Source organism: Mesorhizobium sp. P3_B5 (genome assembly GCF_056402815.1).
This window is the reverse complement of record NZ_JBFUGR010000001.1, coordinates 180,502-196,667: the sequence shown is the minus strand read 5'-3', so window position 1 is coordinate 196,667 and position 16,166 is coordinate 180,502. Positions and strand designations below refer to the sequence as shown.

Annotated in this window: 12 protein-coding genes; 5 read left to right on the top strand and 7 right to left on the bottom strand. The window is 63.5% G+C overall.

The genetic code is table 11. The features are described from left to right. Positions 1–173 precede the first annotated feature (173 nt). A complete protein-coding gene (locus AC1DVW_RS00915) occupies positions 174–986 on the top strand; it encodes a helix-turn-helix domain-containing protein (RefSeq protein ID WP_477320726.1) in 813 nt (270 codons plus the stop codon). Here the strand turns inward: AC1DVW_RS00915 and AC1DVW_RS00910 are convergent, their stop codons facing one another. Both AC1DVW_RS00910 and AC1DVW_RS00905 read right to left on the bottom strand, forming a co-directional pair. After that, complete coding sequence (locus AC1DVW_RS00910) at positions 987–1,961, bottom strand: DMT family transporter (RefSeq protein WP_477320725.1); 975 nt, start codon at positions 1,959–1,961, stop codon at positions 987–989. Beyond that, on the bottom strand, positions 1,958–4,264 hold the full coding sequence (locus AC1DVW_RS00905) for a xanthine dehydrogenase family protein molybdopterin-binding subunit (protein WP_477320724.1): 2,307 nt from the start codon (positions 4,262–4,264) through the stop codon (positions 1,958–1,960). The genes AC1DVW_RS00910 and AC1DVW_RS00905 overlap by 4 nt, the downstream gene beginning before the upstream one ends. Before the next feature lie 155 nt (positions 4,265–4,419). Between AC1DVW_RS00905 and pepN the strand changes: the two genes are divergently transcribed. Further along, positions 4,420–7,065: an aminopeptidase N gene (gene pepN, locus AC1DVW_RS00900; RefSeq protein WP_477320723.1), complete on the top strand. Its 2,646-nt coding sequence runs from the start codon at positions 4,420–4,422 to the stop codon at positions 7,063–7,065. 65 nt (positions 7,066–7,130) lie between these two features. On the opposite strand, the gene AC1DVW_RS00895 is transcribed toward pepN, so the two are convergent. Both AC1DVW_RS00895 and AC1DVW_RS00890 read right to left on the bottom strand, forming a co-directional pair. Further along, positions 7,131–7,436, bottom strand: a complete 306-nt coding sequence (locus AC1DVW_RS00895) for an addiction module antidote protein (protein WP_477320722.1) — start codon at positions 7,434–7,436, stop codon at positions 7,131–7,133. Position 7,437: 1 nt separating this feature from the next. After that, on the bottom strand, positions 7,438–7,734 hold the full coding sequence (locus AC1DVW_RS00890) for a type II toxin-antitoxin system RelE/ParE family toxin (RefSeq protein WP_477320721.1): 297 nt from the start codon (positions 7,732–7,734) through the stop codon (positions 7,438–7,440). A 237-nt stretch (positions 7,735–7,971) separates the two neighbouring features. Here AC1DVW_RS00890 and AC1DVW_RS00885 point away from each other — a divergent pair, with 237 nt between their 5' ends. From AC1DVW_RS00885 to AC1DVW_RS00875, 3 genes are all read left to right on the top strand, one after another. Then, complete coding sequence (locus tag AC1DVW_RS00885) at positions 7,972–10,293, top strand: PAS domain-containing sensor histidine kinase (RefSeq protein ID WP_477320720.1); 2,322 nt, start codon at positions 7,972–7,974, stop codon at positions 10,291–10,293. 107 nt (positions 10,294–10,400) lie between these two features. Beyond that, complete coding sequence (locus AC1DVW_RS00880) at positions 10,401–10,661, top strand: type II toxin-antitoxin system prevent-host-death family antitoxin (protein WP_477320719.1); 261 nt, start codon at positions 10,401–10,403, stop codon at positions 10,659–10,661. Continuing rightward, positions 10,658–11,095: a hypothetical protein gene (locus AC1DVW_RS00875; RefSeq protein WP_477320718.1), complete on the top strand. Its 438-nt coding sequence runs from the start codon at positions 10,658–10,660 to the stop codon at positions 11,093–11,095. The genes AC1DVW_RS00880 and AC1DVW_RS00875 overlap by 4 nt, the downstream gene beginning before the upstream one ends. Before the next feature lie 85 nt (positions 11,096–11,180). Here the strand turns inward: AC1DVW_RS00875 and AC1DVW_RS00870 are convergent, their stop codons facing one another. From AC1DVW_RS00870 to AC1DVW_RS00860, 3 genes are read right to left on the bottom strand one after another with little or no spacing between them, the layout of a single operon-like run. Further along, positions 11,181–11,663 carry an EF-hand domain-containing protein gene (locus AC1DVW_RS00870; RefSeq protein ID WP_477320717.1) on the bottom strand — a complete coding sequence of 161 codons (483 nt, stop codon included), beginning with the start codon at positions 11,661–11,663 and terminating at the stop codon, positions 11,181–11,183. A 60-nt stretch (positions 11,664–11,723) separates the two neighbouring features. Next, the gene (locus AC1DVW_RS00865; RefSeq protein WP_477320716.1) at positions 11,724–14,690 is read right to left on the bottom strand and encodes a bifunctional [glutamine synthetase] adenylyltransferase/[glutamine synthetase]-adenylyl-L-tyrosine phosphorylase; all 2,967 of its coding nucleotides are present in this window, start codon (positions 14,688–14,690) and stop codon (positions 11,724–11,726) included. Beyond that, on the bottom strand, positions 14,690–16,165 hold the full coding sequence (locus tag AC1DVW_RS00860; protein ID WP_477272063.1) for a sensor histidine kinase: 1,476 nt from the start codon (positions 16,163–16,165) through the stop codon (positions 14,690–14,692). The genes AC1DVW_RS00865 and AC1DVW_RS00860 overlap by 1 nt, the downstream gene beginning before the upstream one ends. Position 16,166: the final 1 nt, after the last annotated feature.

Here is a 16,166-nt window from a genome sequence, read left to right as displayed (position 1 = left end):
CCCCTCTTTCGCCCAGCGAAACGGCTCCGATACGTGGCAGGTCGGCGGGACAGCGCCCCCCTCTGCCTTGCCAGGCATCTCCCCCACAAGGGGGGAGATCAGATGTCACCTCGGCCTTCGCCATAACCCCAGAGGTAATTGAAATACGCCCGCCCCCGGCCTAGTCATTTCCCATGACAACAGCCCAAACCTCCGCCGGCAGCCTTATCCGCGAGTGGCGCACGCGCCGGCGCATGAGCCAGCTCGACCTCGCCATGGAGGCCGAGATTTCGCAGCGGCATCTCTCCTTCGTCGAGAGTGGCCGCGCGGCGCCCTCGCGCGAGATGGTGCTGCATCTTGCCGAACAGCTGTCGATCCCACTGAGGCAACGCAACCAGCTGCTGCTGGCGGCGGGCTTTGCCCCGAGCTTCGGCGAACGGTCGCTCGGCGACGCAACGCTGGCGCCGGCTATGGCGGCCGTCGACATCGTGCTCAAGGGGCATGAGCCGTTCCCGGCGCTGGCCGTCGACCGCCACTGGAACCTGGTTTCGGCCAACGCCGCCATCGGTCCGTTCCTGGCCGACGTGGCTGAGCCTTCGCTGCTGGCGCCGCCGGTCAATGTGCTGCGGCTCAGCCTGCATCCCGGCGGCATCGCGCCGCGCATCGTCAACCTCGCGGAATGGCGCACCCATCTGCTCGAGCGGCTGAAACACCAGAACGATGCCTCCGGCGATCCGATCCTGGTCGAACTGGAGCAAGAGCTGCGAACCTACCCGTCCGGCTTGAAAGGCAGCCGGCCGGTTCCGGTCGAGCCGAACGCCATCGTGCACCCGTTGCGGCTAGCGCATGGCGATCAAGTGCTGTCCTTCATCAGCACCATCACCGTGTTCGGCACGCCTCTCGACGTGACGCTGTCGGAACTGGCGATCGAGTCTTTCTTTCCCGCTGACGAACAGACGCGAGCGGTGCTGGTGCGATTGGCGAAGGAGCGAGCCGAACGCTCCTGATCACTCCGGAGGCGGCGCCGCCTTTCGGGTGCGGGTGCGCTCCAGGCCAAGCTGGCGCTCGCGCCAGATGATGAAGATGCCGGCGGCGACGACGATCACGCCGCCGACGAGCGTGTTGATGGTGGCGACATCGCCGAAAGCGAAATAGCCGACGACAACACCGAGGATCATCGAGGTGTATTCGAACGGCGCCACGACCGAGGCTTCGGCATGGCGATAGGCTGCCGTCATCAAGATCTGCGCCAGCCCGCCGCAGAAGCCCGCGGTCACGAGCAGACCCGCCTGCGGCGGCGTCAGCGCCTGCCAGCCGAAGGGCAGCGATAGCAGCGCCATCACACTTGCCGTCGCCGAAAACCACAGCACGATGGTCGCCGTCCTTTCGGTCTGGACGAGGTTGCGGACCAGCAGGATGGCATTGGCGGAAATCGCCGCGGAGACAAGCGCGGCGATGACGCCGATCACTTCCTGGTCGCCGAGTGCCGCCCCTGAGCTCAGCAGCGTCAGTTCCGGCCAGGATATGATCAGCACGCCGACGAGGCCAACCGCGACCGCGCTCCAGCGATAGACGCGGATGGCTTCACCGAGAACGAGCGAACTGAACACCACCACCAGCAAAGGCTGCGCGTAATTCAGCGTGATCGCATCCGGCAGCGGCAGCCTGGTCAGCGCAAAGAAGCCAAGCCCCATGGCGCAGACGCCGACGACGCCGCGCGCAATGTGGTTGAGCGGACGTTTGGTCGCAAACGCCGTGCCCAGTTTTCCCCTGAAGGCCAGAAAAGCAATGATCGGGAAGATGGCGAAGAAGGAGCGGAAAAAGACGATCTGACCGGCAGGCAAAGTGCCGGCCGCCTTGATGCAGGTTTGCATGCCGACAAAGACCGCCACCGACATGACTTTGAGCGTAATCCCGGTCAGCACGCGACCGGGATGATCGGACAGTTTCTCGGCCGCGTGGCCCCCTGGCCTCGCTGTCACTGTCTTGTTGCTTCCTGGATCGTCGCCCAGATGCGCGCCGGCGTTGCCGGCATGTCGATGTGCCTGATGCCATAGGCGCGATGCAGTGCGTCGGTCACGGCGTTGAGCGCTGCCGGCGTCGAGCCGATCGTGCCGGCTTCGCCAGCGCCCTTGATACCTAGCGCATTGGTGGTCGAGGGCACGTTGCGGGTCTCGAAATGGAAGAACGGAAAATCGTCGGCGCGCGGCATGGCATAGTCCATGAAGCTCGCCGTCAAAAGCTGCCCGTCCTCGCCATAAATGGTCTCCTCGGTCAGCGCCTGGCCGATGCCCTGGACGACGCCGCCATGCACCTGGCCGGCCAGCAGGACTGGGTTCACCGTGACGCCGAAATCGTCGACGATGGTGTAGCGAACGATGTCGGTGGTGCCGGTGTCGGGATCGATCTCGACCTCGCAGATGTGGGTGCCGTTCGGATAGGTACATTCGTCCTGGACGAATTCACCAAATCCTTTGAGATCATCCGGGTTCTTGGCGGCTTTGGCGATGCTTGAAAAATCGATCGTGCGGTCAGTGCCGACAATGCGGGCAACGCCGTCTGACAGTTCGATGTCGCCGGCCGAGGCTTCCAGTTCGTCGGCGGCGATGCGCTTGATCTTGTTGGACAGATCCTCGCCAGCGCGGGAAGCCGATACACCGCCAAGCGGGATGGAGCGCGAGCCGCCGGTGCCGCCGCCGGCCTTCAATTCGTCGGTGTCGCCCTGACGGACATGGATCTTGTCGATATCGAGATTGAGCTTTTCCGAGAGAAACTGCGCATAGGCGGTGGCATGGCCCTGCCCGTTGGTCTGGGTGCCGATCTTCAGCGTCACTGTGCCGTCGCCGTTGAGTTCGACAAAGGCCGGTTCCGAACCCGGGAAGGCGCAGGCCTCGATGTAGGTGGCCATGCCGATGCCACGGATCTTTCCAGTCGCCTTCGACTGCGCCACCCGTTCGGGAAATGCTTTCCATTCAGCCTGCTCGATGGCGCGGTTCATGTGACCTTCGAATTCGCCGGTGTCGTAAAGACGGCCGGTCTGAGTGCGGTAGGGGAATTGCTCGGGCCGGATGAAATTGCGCCTACGGATCTCTTCGACCGGCAGGCCAAGATCGTGGGCACAGGCGTCGACCAGCTTTTCCAGCAGGAATGCCGCTTCCGGGCGGCCAGCGCCGCGATAGGCGTCGACCGGGCAGGTGTTGGTGTAGAGGCCGGTCACGGACACGTCTAGCGCCTGGATGTCGTAGACTCCGGTCGACATGGTGACGCCGATATAGGGGATAAACGGCCCGTATTGCGAGAGATAGGCGCCGATATTGGCGCGCAAATCGACCTTCATGCCGAGGAAGCGGCCATCCTTGTCCAGCGCCATTTCAGCGGTCACGACATTGTCGCGGCCTTGCGCGTCGGTGAGGAAATGCTCCGTGCGATCGCCGGCCCATTTCACAGGACGGCCAAGCCGCTTCGCCGCCTCGAGCACCAGCGGATGTTCACGATAGACAAAGGCTTTCGGCCCGAAGCCGCCGCCGACGTCCGGCGTTATCACGCGCAGCTGATCCTTCTTGATCTTGAACAGGTCGGCCAGGATGTACTGCATGGAATGCACGCCCTGAGACCCGGTGGTCAGCACGAAGCGGTTCTCGTCGGCCTTCCACTCGCCGATCGCCGAGCGCGGTTCCATATAGTTGCAGACCAGCCGGTTGTTGACAAATTCGATGCGGCTGACGGTGGCGGCCTTGGCGAAAGCCGCCTTGGTCTTCGCCTTGTCACCGATGTGATAGGTGAAGGCGCGGTTGGAGCCGAGTTCCGGCCAGACCAGCGGCGTGCCTTCGGCAAGCGCCGTTGCCGTGCCTGACGCGGCATCTTCGCCATCATAGTCGACGTCGATCAGCTCGGCCGCGTCCTGCGCCAGCGCGCGGCTGTCGGCGACGACGAAGGCGACGGCGTCCCCGACATAATTGACCCGGTCGCGGCACAGGATCGGGATGTCGCGGGTCGGCGCCCTGGTGCCGTCCGGCTGTTTCTGCATGACGCCGGATTTCAGCTTGCCGAGATGGGTGAGATCCGCATCGGTCAGCACCAGATGGACGCCGGGCGCCGCCTTGGCGGCCTCGAGCGAACCGATGCTGAAGCTTGCCTTGGCCACCGGCGAGCGCAGGACATAGCCGTGCAGCAGGCCTTCCGGCCGGATATCGTCGGTGTAACGGCCCTCACCCTTGATGAAGGCTTGGTCCTCGCGACGCAGCACAGAAGCGCCCATGCCGAATTTCGGTGTGACCACGGTCATGCATGCCTCACGATGATGATTGGAAAGCGAACGCCTGAAATAGGCATTGCCGCAGTTTTGTCGAGGGACCGTTTCGTGTAAAGAGCGCGGACTTCAACTTTTTTGGACCAGCGGACACACTTTTCGCCACGGAAATCGACAGGAAAACCTAGGGAATGCGTACCGATACCGGCCAGGTCTTCAAGCTCGAAGACTATCGCCCCAACGATTATCTCATTCCGGAAACCAGCCTCACTTTCCGCCTTTCGCCAGAGGCAACGCGCGTCATCGCCGTGCTGACGATCGAACGCCGCGACGGCGTGGCGGCCTTAGTGCCGCTGCTGCTGGACGGCGACGGGCTGACGCTCATTCGTGTCGCCATCGACGGCCACGAACTTGCGCCGGCCGATTTTCTGGCCACGCCGGATCAGTTGACCATCCTTCAGCCACCGGCAACGACCCGCTTCCAACTGCTCATCGAAACCGAACTGGCGCCGGCGCGCAACGAGGCGCTGATGGGCCTCTATCGTTCGAGCAACGTCTATTGCACGCAATGCGAGCCAGAAGGCTTTCGTCGCATCACCTACTTCCTCGATCGCCCCGATATCCTGTCCGTCTATACGGTGCGCATCGAGGCAAAGCGCGATGAGGCGCCGCTGCTCCTCTCCAACGGCAACCCGGCCGACAGCGGCGCGCTTGCCGACGGCTGGCACTATGCTGGATGGCACGACCCCTTCCCCAAGCCGTCCTATCTGTTCGCACTGGTGGCCGGCGCGCTTGGCAAACTCGCCGACAGTTTCGTCACCATGTCAGGCCGCACGGTCGAGCTCGGCATCTATGTCGAGCCGGGCAAGGAACGGCTCGCCGGCTACGCCATGGACGCGCTCAAGCGGTCGATGCAATGGGACGAAGAGGCATTCGGCCGCGAATACGACCTCGACGTCTTCAACATCGTCGCCGTGTCGGACTTCAACATGGGCGCCATGGAGAACAAGGGCCTCAACATCTTCAACGACAAATATGTGCTGGCCGACCAGGAGACGGCGACGGATGCCGATTTCGCCAATATCGAGGCGATCATCGCGCATGAGTATTTCCACAACTGGACCGGCAATCGGATCACCTGCCGCGACTGGTTCCAGCTTTGCCTGAAGGAAGGGCTGACGGTCTTTCGCGATCACGAATTCTCCGCCGACCAGCGCTCGCGGGCGGTCAAGCGCATTGCCGAAGTGCGTACGCTGCGCGCGCACCAGTTTCCCGAGGACCAAGGGCCGCTGGCGCATCCGGTGCGGCCGCGCCGCTACCGCGAGATCAACAATTTCTACACGGCGACGGTCTACGAAAAGGGCTCGGAAGTGGTGCGCATGATCCGCACCATCCTCGGCGCCGAAACGTTCCGCGCCGGCATGGACCTTTATTTCGAGCGCCATGACGGTGAGGCCGCGACGATCGAGGATTTCGTCAAGGTGTTCGAGGATGTCTCCGGCCGCGACCTGTCGCAGTTTTCGCTGTGGTACCACCAAGCGGGCACGCCCAATCTGACTGTCAGCTCGACGCACAATGCCTCGGCGCAGGAATTCACGCTCGAAATCGAACAGTCGGTGCCGCCGACACCGTCGGAAAGCCGCAAGCGGCTGATGCACATTCCGCTGGCCTTCGGCCTGGTCGGCGCCGGCGGCAAGCCGGTTGCCTGGCGCGGCGTCGAAGGCGCTGTCGTCGAGGATGGCGTCATCCATATCCGCAAGCGCCGGCACATGGTGCGCTTTTCCGGCGTTGCCGAGCGCCCGGCGGTGTCGCTCAACCGCGGCTTTTCGGCGCCGATAACGCTTTCGGTCGAGCAGAGGGCCGACGACCAGTTCTTCCTGGCCGCCCATGACACCGACGCCTTCTCGCGCTGGCAAGCGTTCAACACGCTGCTGACCGATGCGCTGATCGCCGCCTTCCGCCAGACCCTTGGCGGCAAGCGACCCGAATTCACCGCCCGACTGACCGGGCTTGCCGGCAAGATCGCCGGCGACGAGACACTGGAGCCGGCCTATCGGGCGCTGGCGCTATCGCTTCCCGGCGAGTCCGACATTGCCCGCGACATCGGCAAGAGCATCGATCCCGACGCCATCTTCTCGGGTCGCGAGGCGCTGGCGCTGGCGATTGCCAAGGCGAACCGGGACACCTTCGCCAGTCTCTACGATCGCCTTGCCGACGACCGCCCGTTCAGCCCGGACGCGGCCAGCGCCGGGCGACGGGCGCTGCGCAACACCTTGCTGGATTATCTCGCGCTGCTTCCGGGCTGTGCAACACTTGCCGCCGAGCATTTCCGGGCCGCGACCAACATGACGGACCGCGCCGCCGCGCTCACCGTGCTTGCGCACCGTCATCATGGTGCGCCCGAGGCGGTCAAGGCGCTGGCGGATTTCGAGGCGAAATATGGGTCCGATGCGCTGGTCATGGACAAATGGTTCCAGATCCAGGCCAGCGTGCCGGGTCCGCAAACCGTCGACGCGGTGCGCGCGCTGACCAGTCACCCCACCTTCTCGATGGCCAACCCGAACCGGGTCCGCTCACTCATCGGCACGTTTTCCAGCGCCAACCAGACCGGCTTCCACCGCGCCGACGGCGAAGGCTACCGGTTCTTTTCGCAAACCGTTCTGGAGGTCGAAAAACGCAACCCGCAGGTGGCGGCGAGGCTGGCGACGGCTCTCAGGTCATGGCGCGCGCTTGAGCCCGGCCGCCAGGCCAAGGCAAGGGAAGCGCTGCTGTCGATCGCCAATGGCGAGAACCTGTCGGCCGATTTGCGGGATATTGTGGAGCGGACGTTGGCGTAGGCGCAATCTCTCGCCAGCCTAAGCGGCTCGCGCGATCGATGGCACGCCTATTTCGAGTGTGTCCTTCAAACCAGGCCCGGCTGATGAGGCTGTGCCTTTGCGGTCAACTCGATCCCAAGGGCCTTCATCACTGCTATCGTTGTTTTCAGGGTCGGGTTGCCGTTCTCGCTGAACGAGCGATAAAGCTGTTCGCGCGAAAGTCCCGTTTGGCTCGCTATTTGCGCCATGCCTTTGGCGCGGGCCACCACACCCAGCGCATGCGCGATATAGCCTGAATCTTCCGAAGCAAATGCCTCCACCATAAATGCCGCAATCGCCTCATCGGAGGTCAGGCCTTCAGCCGGATCGAAGGTCGTCAGTTTTTCAGCCATGTCATTCACTCCATTCTTTCGCTAGCCGCTTGGCTGTTTTGATGTCCTTCTTCTGGGTGCCTTTGTCGCCGCCGCAAAGGAGGACGATTATTGTGCTCCCTCGCTTCTGAAAATAGACGCGGTAGCCGGGGCCGTAGTGGATACGCAACTCGCTTATCCCTTCCCCCACAGGCTCGACATCTCCCGGATGGCCATAGGCAAGACGGTCGAGCCGGGCAAAGATCGCACCTCGGGCGCGTTCATCCTTTAGCCGTGTCCACCACTTTCGGAACGTTTCGGTCTGCTTTAGATCGATCATGGGCAAATGTAGTTTATAAACTACATTCTGTCAACGAAGTCCTTGGGGAAGCTTGCTAGTCGACAGTCGCGTGCCCCACAGAGGGAGATTGGCAGCTTCGGCATTATTTCAATCAATTTTTAATCTTTTTTCCCCGCGCCTATGGACAAGGCGAATCACCTTTGATTCTTTACAGACGATTCGGAAGTGCGGTGTTGCCGGATCGTCAAGCGTACGGAAATTCGGGGAGTGCCATTTATGGCCAAGGCGGACGCGTGGGGCGCGCCCGAAGGGACGGCTTTTGAACGGCGCGAGGCGCGAGGCGACGGTCTCGCCGGCAACACGCGGCTCATCGCCGAACCTGCCTACCGGCGGCTGCTGGCAGCCGAGCCGCTGCTGCGCCGATCGATACCGGCTCTCATCATCACCTTTCTGATCGTCATAGCGGCGCTGCGGGTCCTGTCGCTGATGAACGAGCGCGACGATGTCGAGCGCGACGCCAAGGCGATCCTGTCGCTGGCCGCCAGCCAAATCGCCAGCGCGATCGCCGCCGATCCGAATGCCGCCTCCGGCGCCGTCCAGGACCTTCTGGAGAACACCAGCCGCCAGGGCGCAATGGGCCGCAGCCATGTGCTTGCCATTACCGACGGCGCCTTCAAGATCGTAGCGGTGTCGCCACTGACGACAGGCTGGCAGGGACGATCGCTCGACGGCCTCGTCCAGGGCGGCCAGCCGCTGTTCATGTTCGGCGACCGTGCCGGGGTTATGAATGTCAGCATCGGCGGGCAGGACTGGTTTGCCGCGGTCAGCCTGACCAAGGACAGGAAGAATGCCGCGGCGGTGCTGGTGCCGCAGGAAGCGATCTTCGATACCTGGCGCAAGACGGTCTCGCTCAACGTCACCCTGTTCGTGCTGACGGCCGGTGTGCTGATCATCATCCTCTACGCCTATTTCGGCCAGGCATCGCGCGCCCAGACAGCCGACCGTATCTACCTCGAAGCGCACCAGCGCATCGACATGGCGCTGGTTCGCGGCCGCTGCGGCCTTTGGGACTGGGACATGGTGCGCGGCAAGATGTACTGGTCGCGCTCGATGTACGACATGCTGGGCTACGAGCCCTGCGACACCATGCTGTCGTTCGGCGAGGTCGACGAGATCATCCATCCCGAGGACGGCGACCTCTTCCAGCTTGCCAACCGGATCGTCGAACGCGAGATCGACCATATCGACCAGGTGTTTCGCATGCGCCATGCCGACGGCCAATGGGTGTGGATGCGCGCAAGAGCGCAAGTGATCGACCCGGAAGCGCCGGAGATCCAGCTGATCGGCATCGCCGTCGACGTCACCGAGCAACGGCACCTGGCGCTGCGCTCCGAGGCGGCGGACCTGCGGTTGCGCACCGCCATCGAGAACATCAACGAATCCTTCGTGCTGTGGGATGCCACCCAGCGGCTGATCATGTGCAATTCCAAATACCAGCAGGACAACGGCCTGTCGGACCGCGACGTGATGCCGGGCGCCTCGCGCGCCGTACTGGAAGAACGCATGCTGGCCTTCGCCTCGGAACGGCGGCTTGCCAACAGCAATGGCCCACAAGGCGGCGCCACTTTCGAGCGGCAGCTGGCAGATGGCCGCTGGCTGCAGGTGAATGAATTGCGCACCCGCGACGGCGGCACCGTCTCGGTCGGCTCCGACATCACCCAGATCAAGCTGCACCAGGAGAAGTTGGTCGACAGCGAGCGCCGGCTGATGGCGACCATCCACGATCTCAGCCTTGCCCGGCGCGCGGAGGAAGAGCGGTCGCGCGAACTTGTCGAGCTCAATCGCAAATACATGAAGGAAACCGAGCGCGCCGAGGCGGCGAACCGAGCCAAATCCGAGTTCCTGGCCAACATGTCCCACGAATTGCGCACGCCGCTGAATGCCATCATCGGCTTTTCGGAACTGATGGAACAAGGCCTGTTCGGGCCGCTCGGCTCATCGCGCTACGAGGAATATGCCACCGACATCAACGGCAGCGGCAAATACCTGCTGGGCGTCATCAACGACATCCTCGACATGTCGAAGATCGAGGCCGGCCAGTTCTCGATGGACCGCGAGGAAATCGATCTCTGTCCGCTGATCAAGGAGACGGTGCGCGTCGTCTCGCTGCAAGCGGCGGAAAAATCGATCACGGTGGAAACCCGCATCGCCGATGCGATGACGCTGTTCGCCGATCGCCGGGCGATCAAGCAGATCGCCATCAACCTGCTATCGAATGCGGTGAAGTTCACCGGCCAGGGCGGCCACATTTCGGTGCGCGCGCGCAACACATCCGGCGCGCTGGTGCTGACCATCGAGGACAATGGCTGCGGCATTCCGAAGGAGGCGCTGGGCAAGCTCGGCCGGCCGTTCGAACAGGTGCAGAACCAGTTCTCCAAGAGCCATGCCGGCTCTGGCCTTGGCCTCGCCATCTCGCGCTCGCTGGCCGAGCTGCAGGGCGGTGCGCTCAAAATCCGCTCGACCGAAGGCGTCGGCACGATCGTGTCGGTGCGCATCCCGATCAAGAAGTCGTCGCAACCGGTGAAGGCCGCCGCCTGAAAGACTTAGCAGCCATCCCCGCAGCCGCTCAGGCCCGAAGAAGACGCGGGTAAATTTTGACAAAGTTATCTACTTTATCTATTATAGATAAAAAGAGAGGTTTTGTCATGCGAGTGACCTCGACTGAATTCCAGCAGAATGTGGGACGCTTTCAGGACGCCGCCCAGCGTACGCCGGTCGCAATCACGAAGAACGGCCGGACCCACACGGTACTCTTGTCGGCGGCAATGTTTGAGGTTCTGATCAAGGGACGGGTCGCGCGTCCCGTCGAGGAGCTGGACGACGAGACGCTGAACGCCATCGCCGAAAGTGCCGTCCCCAGCCAATATGCCGGGCTTGACGCAATACTCAAAGACTGGACGCCGTGAGCCTGCCCAAGCCTGTCCCCGGGCTGGTGATTTCCTATTCGTACCTCTGGGCGAGACAACACGAAAAGGGTGCAGAAGAAGGCAGCAAGAGCCGACCCTGCGCAATTGTCGCCGCCCGTCAGATCGTAGAGGGCCGTGAGGTCGTAACGGTGGTTCCGATCACGCACTCGGCTCCGGCTGATCCTGCCAACGCAATAGAAATACCCGCGCTGCTAAAGGCCCATCTCGGACTCGATGGTATGCCATCGTGGATCATCGTGACCGAAGCCAATAATTTCCTCTGGCCGGGTCCCGATCTCAGACCCATTGCGGGGAGCAGGCCATCCCGGTTCGACTATGGCATGCTGCCGCCGCGCTTTTACGCCTATCTGCGCGACCGGATTTTAGCGGCCCATAAGAGCCGAACGCTCAGCCGGATTCAGCGAACCGAGTAACCAAGGGCGTTTCGCTGCCGCCCGCATTTGTAGGCGTGAAGCATACGGCTCCGGCGGCTCGCACCGCCGGAGCTTTGTCACCGATTTACTGCATGCTGTCGTCGCCGCCGCCGCCGCCCCATTGGCGGCGATGGCCCATACGGCCGCCTTTCGGCAGTTCGCTCTTTTCGATCTTGCCGTCATTGTTCTTGTCGAGCATGGCAAAGACCTTCTTCTCACGGCTGGTGATGTCGTCGGTCGTCAGCGTGCCGTCGCCCTTGGAGTCGTAGCGAGCGATGATGCGCTTGGCCATCTGCTCGAAGCGCGCCTTCTCCAGCGCGTCAGCGAGCTGCGCCACGGTCAGCTTGCCGCCATTGTCGGCGACGATCTTCTTCAGCCGATCGTTCATGGCGTCGGAGAACTGGTCGAAGGTGATGGTGCCGTTTGAATCCTTCATTGCCTTGTCGAGGCGCATCATCATGCCGTGACGCGGCCCGCCGCCGCCGTAGTGTTCGTCGGCATAGGCCACCGAGCCGGCGGCGCCGGCCAGGGCGACGAAAGCGATTGCAAGTCTGGTTGTCGTTCTCATGGTCTTCTCCTGTTGCATCGTCACCCCCGATGCTCGAAACAGAACGTGCGGCCGTTGCCGTCACGGTCGTTTCGTACGAAGCAGAAGGTCAAATTCCTTTCTGACCCTTTGCGACGTCTCTTTGAGGTGTGCTTCCAGCACACCGAAATCCGGCAGGTCGGTGACCGCCAGAAGCAGATCCGAGAGCCCAGGCGGAACATCGTCGCGCTCGAACACGCCGGTGAGGCAGAGCCGCGTCATCTGGGTCAGCGCCAGATAGAGCGCGTAGGCTTCACCAAGCTCCTGCCGGACCTGGACTTCAGCAAAATCCGGCGCCAGGCGGGACAGGATTTCGGTTGTCCCGGTCGCACGGCGGCCGGCTTCGACCTTTCCCGTGATCACCGCCACCTGCGCGATGAATTCGAGATCGATGAGACCACCGGGGATCAGCTTGATGTCCCAGAGATCGCGTGGCGGTTTCTCCTTCTCGATCATCGCACGCATCTCGCTTGCCTCGGCCATCACCTTGGTCCCATCGCGCGGTAGAGCGAGCACCGCCGCCACCTCGGCCTCGACCTCGGCGCAAAGTGCTGCGTCGCCGCCAATGGCACGGGCTCGCACCAGCGCCATGTGCTCCCAGGTCCAGGCCTCCTGGCGCTGGTACTTCTTGAAGGCATCGATATGGGTGGCGACCGGTCCCTTGTTGCCGGATGGCCGCAGGCGAAGATCGAGTTCGTAGAGAACGCCCTCGGCCGTCGGCGCGGAGACGGCAGCGATCAGCCGCTGCGTCATGCGGGTGTAGTAATGCGATGGCGCGAGCGGCTTGTCGCCGTCGGACTCGTCGGCGTCGGCGTCGTGATCGTAGAGCAGGATCAGATCGACATCGGAGCCCGCCGTCAGTTCGCGGCTGCCGAGCTTGCCCATGCCAAGCAGCGAAACCGTGCCGCCGGCGATGCGGCCGTGGCGCCGCGCGAATTCGGCGGTGACCGCCAGCATGGCTGCTTCGATGGTGAGATCGGCGAGATCGGAAAAGGCGCGGCCGGCACGGGCCGGATCGATCGATCCGGCAAGCAGCCTGACGCCAATCAGGAATTTTTGCTCCGAGGCGAAGATGCGCAAGCGGTCGAGCACGTCCTCATAGGCTCTGTCGCCTTCGAGGAAGGCGGAAAGCCGCGCCGACAAATAGGCGCGGTTGGGCAATTCGGTGAGCAACGCCGGATCGAGCAGGCCGTCGAAGACATGCGGGCGTCGGGTGATGATCGCGGCCAGCCTGGGGGCCGCGCCCATGATCGTCGCCATCAGCTTGAGCAGCGCCGGATTGGACTGCAGCAGCGAAAACAACTGGATGCCGGCGGGCAGGCCGGCGAGGAACTCGTCGAAGCGCATCACCGCTTCGTCTGCCCTGCGGGTCTGGCCAAAGGACTGCAGCAGCGCTGGCGCCAGCTCAGTCAGCCGCTCGCGTGCTTCCGCCGACCGGGTGACCCGGTAGCGGCCGAAGTGCCAGCCACGGATGACGCGGCAAATGTCGCTTGGCCGCTGAAAGCCGAGGCCGCTCAAGGTCTTCAACGTGTCGGGGTCGTCGACATCGCCAGTGAAGACCAGATTGCCGATGCCGGCCGAGAGTTCGGGTGCGGTTTCGAACAGGGCCGCATAGTGGCGCTCGACCTGATGCAGCGCGGCTCGGAATGCCTCGGCAAAGGCCGCCGCGTCGGCAAAACCGAGCATGCGGGCGATGCGCTCCAGCCCCTCGTCGCTATCAGGCAGGATATGCGTCTGCTCGTCGGCGACCATCTGGATGGCGTGCTCCACGCGCCGCAGGAACCAGTATTGTTTGGTGAGCGCGTCGCGGGCATCGGCGGTGATCCAGCCGCGCACGGCCAGCTGGCCGAGCATCGGCACGGTCTCGCGGCCGCGCAGTTCGGGGAAGCGGCCGCCGGCGATCAACTGCTGCGTCTGGACGAAGAACTCGATCTCGCGAATGCCGCCGCGGCCGAGCTTGACGTTGTGGCCCTTCACCGCGATCTCGCCGTGGCCCTTATGGGCGTGGATCTGGCGCTTGATCGAATGGACATCGGCAATCGCCGCGTAGTCCATGTATTTGCGCCAGATATAGGGCTGCAACTCCCTCAGGAAGGCATCACCGGCGGCGAGATCGCCGGCCACGGGCCGCGCCTTGATCATGGCGGCGCGCTCCCAGTTCTGGCCACGCGCCTCATAGTAGCGCAGCGCCGCCTCGACCGGAATCGCCAGCGGCGTCGAGCCGGGATCGGGCCGCAGCCTGAGATCGGTGCGGAAGACATAACCGTGTTCGGTGCGGTCCTGCAGGATGCGGACCAGCCGCCGGGTCAGGCGCGCAAACAGTTCCGTCGCATCGAGCGGATCGACGATTGCCGGTGCATCCGGATCGAAGAAAACGACAAGATCGATATCCGAGGAATAGTTCAGTTCATGCGCGCCAAGCTTGCCCATGCCGAGCAGGATCCAGCCCGACTGCCGCGCCGGCTGCTGAGGGTCGGGCAGTCTGAGCTTGCCTTGCTGATGCGCGTCGCGCAGCAGGAAATCGACGGCGGCGCGCGTGCAGGCATCGGCGAGATCGCTCAATCGCCGAACCGTCAGCGCCGTCTCGGCCTCGCCGGCGAGATCAGCCAGCGCGATGAGGACATGCGCTTCCGCCTTCGATTGGCGCAGTTCCATCATCAGGCTCGATTCCGAGACGGTCTCGGTGCGCGACGCCTTGTCGATCCCGGCCAGGATCGCCGTCAGCCGGGTCTCGACCGTCTCGTCGAACAGCGCGTCGAGGATTTGCGGCCGGCGACGCACCGTGTCGCGCAGGAATGGCGACAGGTCGAACACAGCGGCGAGAAAATGCTGAGCGGCGCCCTCGCCGGCCAGGAACTTCGCCAGCCGCGGCAAGTCCTCGTCGTGGGCGGCGGAGGCGATCTCCGACAGTTCCCGCCGGGCACGGCTTTCGTCCAGCGGCTCGAGCCTTGCCGCCGGCTTCAACAGCCAGTCCGTTTCGATCCGTTGCACGACCGCCCTCACCGCCATCAGATGTTCTCCCGTTCGGGAAAACTCATGACAACGGACAATCCGGGATTTACAGGCAGAAGATCAAGCCGTCCGTTGTGGAATGTCATGATCGCCTTGGCGAGGCTCAAGCCGAGGCCGGAGCCCGGCTGCGAACGGCTTTTCTCCAACCGCACGAAACGCTCGGTCGCCCTGGCGCGGTCGGCATCGTCGGGAATGCCCTGGCCATTGTCGGTCACCGAGAGCCTGATCTCTCCGCCGACGCGCTCCAATGCCACCCGAACCGTGGGCTTGTCGGTCGCGTCGGTGGAATATTTGATGGCGTTGTCGACGATGTTCGACAGCGCCTGGCCGATCAGCTCGCGATTGCCGTTGACGGCGAAGTCACCTTCCACGGCGGTCTCGATCACCACACAAGCTTCCTCCGCCACCGGCTCGTAGAGCTCGACGACATCGCGCACCGCGGCCGCCAGATCGACCCGGCTGGTGCTCTCGGAGGAATAGCCTGCCTCCAGCCGCGAGATCATCAGGATAGCGTTGAAGGTCTTTATCAGCTGATCGGACTCGGTAATCGTGCCTTCCAGCGCCTGCCTGTAGTCTGATGTCTTGTGCTTGCCGGAAAGCGTCGCTTCGGCGCGGTTGCGCAGCCTGGTCAGCGGCGTCTTCAGGTCATGGGCAATGTTGTCGGAAACCTGCTTCAGCCCCTCGTTGAGCGTCGCGATCCTGGCCAGCATGGAATTGAGGTTTTCCGACAGCCGGTCGAACTCGTCACCCGCGCCGGTGACCGGCAGCCGGCCTGTCAGGTCACCGCCCATGATGCGGCGGCTGGCCTCCGACACGCTGTCGATGCGCTTCAGCGCGGCGCGGCCGACGAAGAACCAGATCAGCAGCCCGCCAAGCCCCATCATGCCCAGCGCCAGCATCAAGGCACGGCGAATGACGGCACGGAAGCGCTCCGGCTCGCCGAGATCGCGGCCGACCAGCATGATCATCTGGTTGGGCAGGCGCAGCACCAGCGCAATGGCGTTGTGGCCCTTCTCGCCTTCGACCTGGACGTCGTTCGGGTCGGCTGGCGTTGCGTTCTGGTCAGCCGCCGGATTGCGTTGCCGCTCCAGCTCGCCTTCGCCAAAGCGGCGGTAGGAGAACGGCTCGGTTGTCCAGCCGTCGATCTCGAGAACGCCCGGCTCCAGGCTCTGCACGTTGCCGGTCAGGATCTGGCCATTGGCATCGGCGATCAGATAGAGGTTGGCGCCGGGCTGGCGGGAGCGCTGCTCGACCACGCGCACCAGCACCGGCAGGCCGCCGCGCTGATAGGCATGGGCGAGACCGAGCACTTCGTCGTTGATGGTTTCCTGAGTCTGCGCGGTCAGCATGCGCGCCGACAGCGAGGTCATGTAGAAGACCAGCAGCACCGCGCAAAGCGCGAACAGCAGCAGATAAAGCGCCGATAACCGGGCAGCCGTTGTCCTCATGATGGCGGGCATGGACAACGCCATG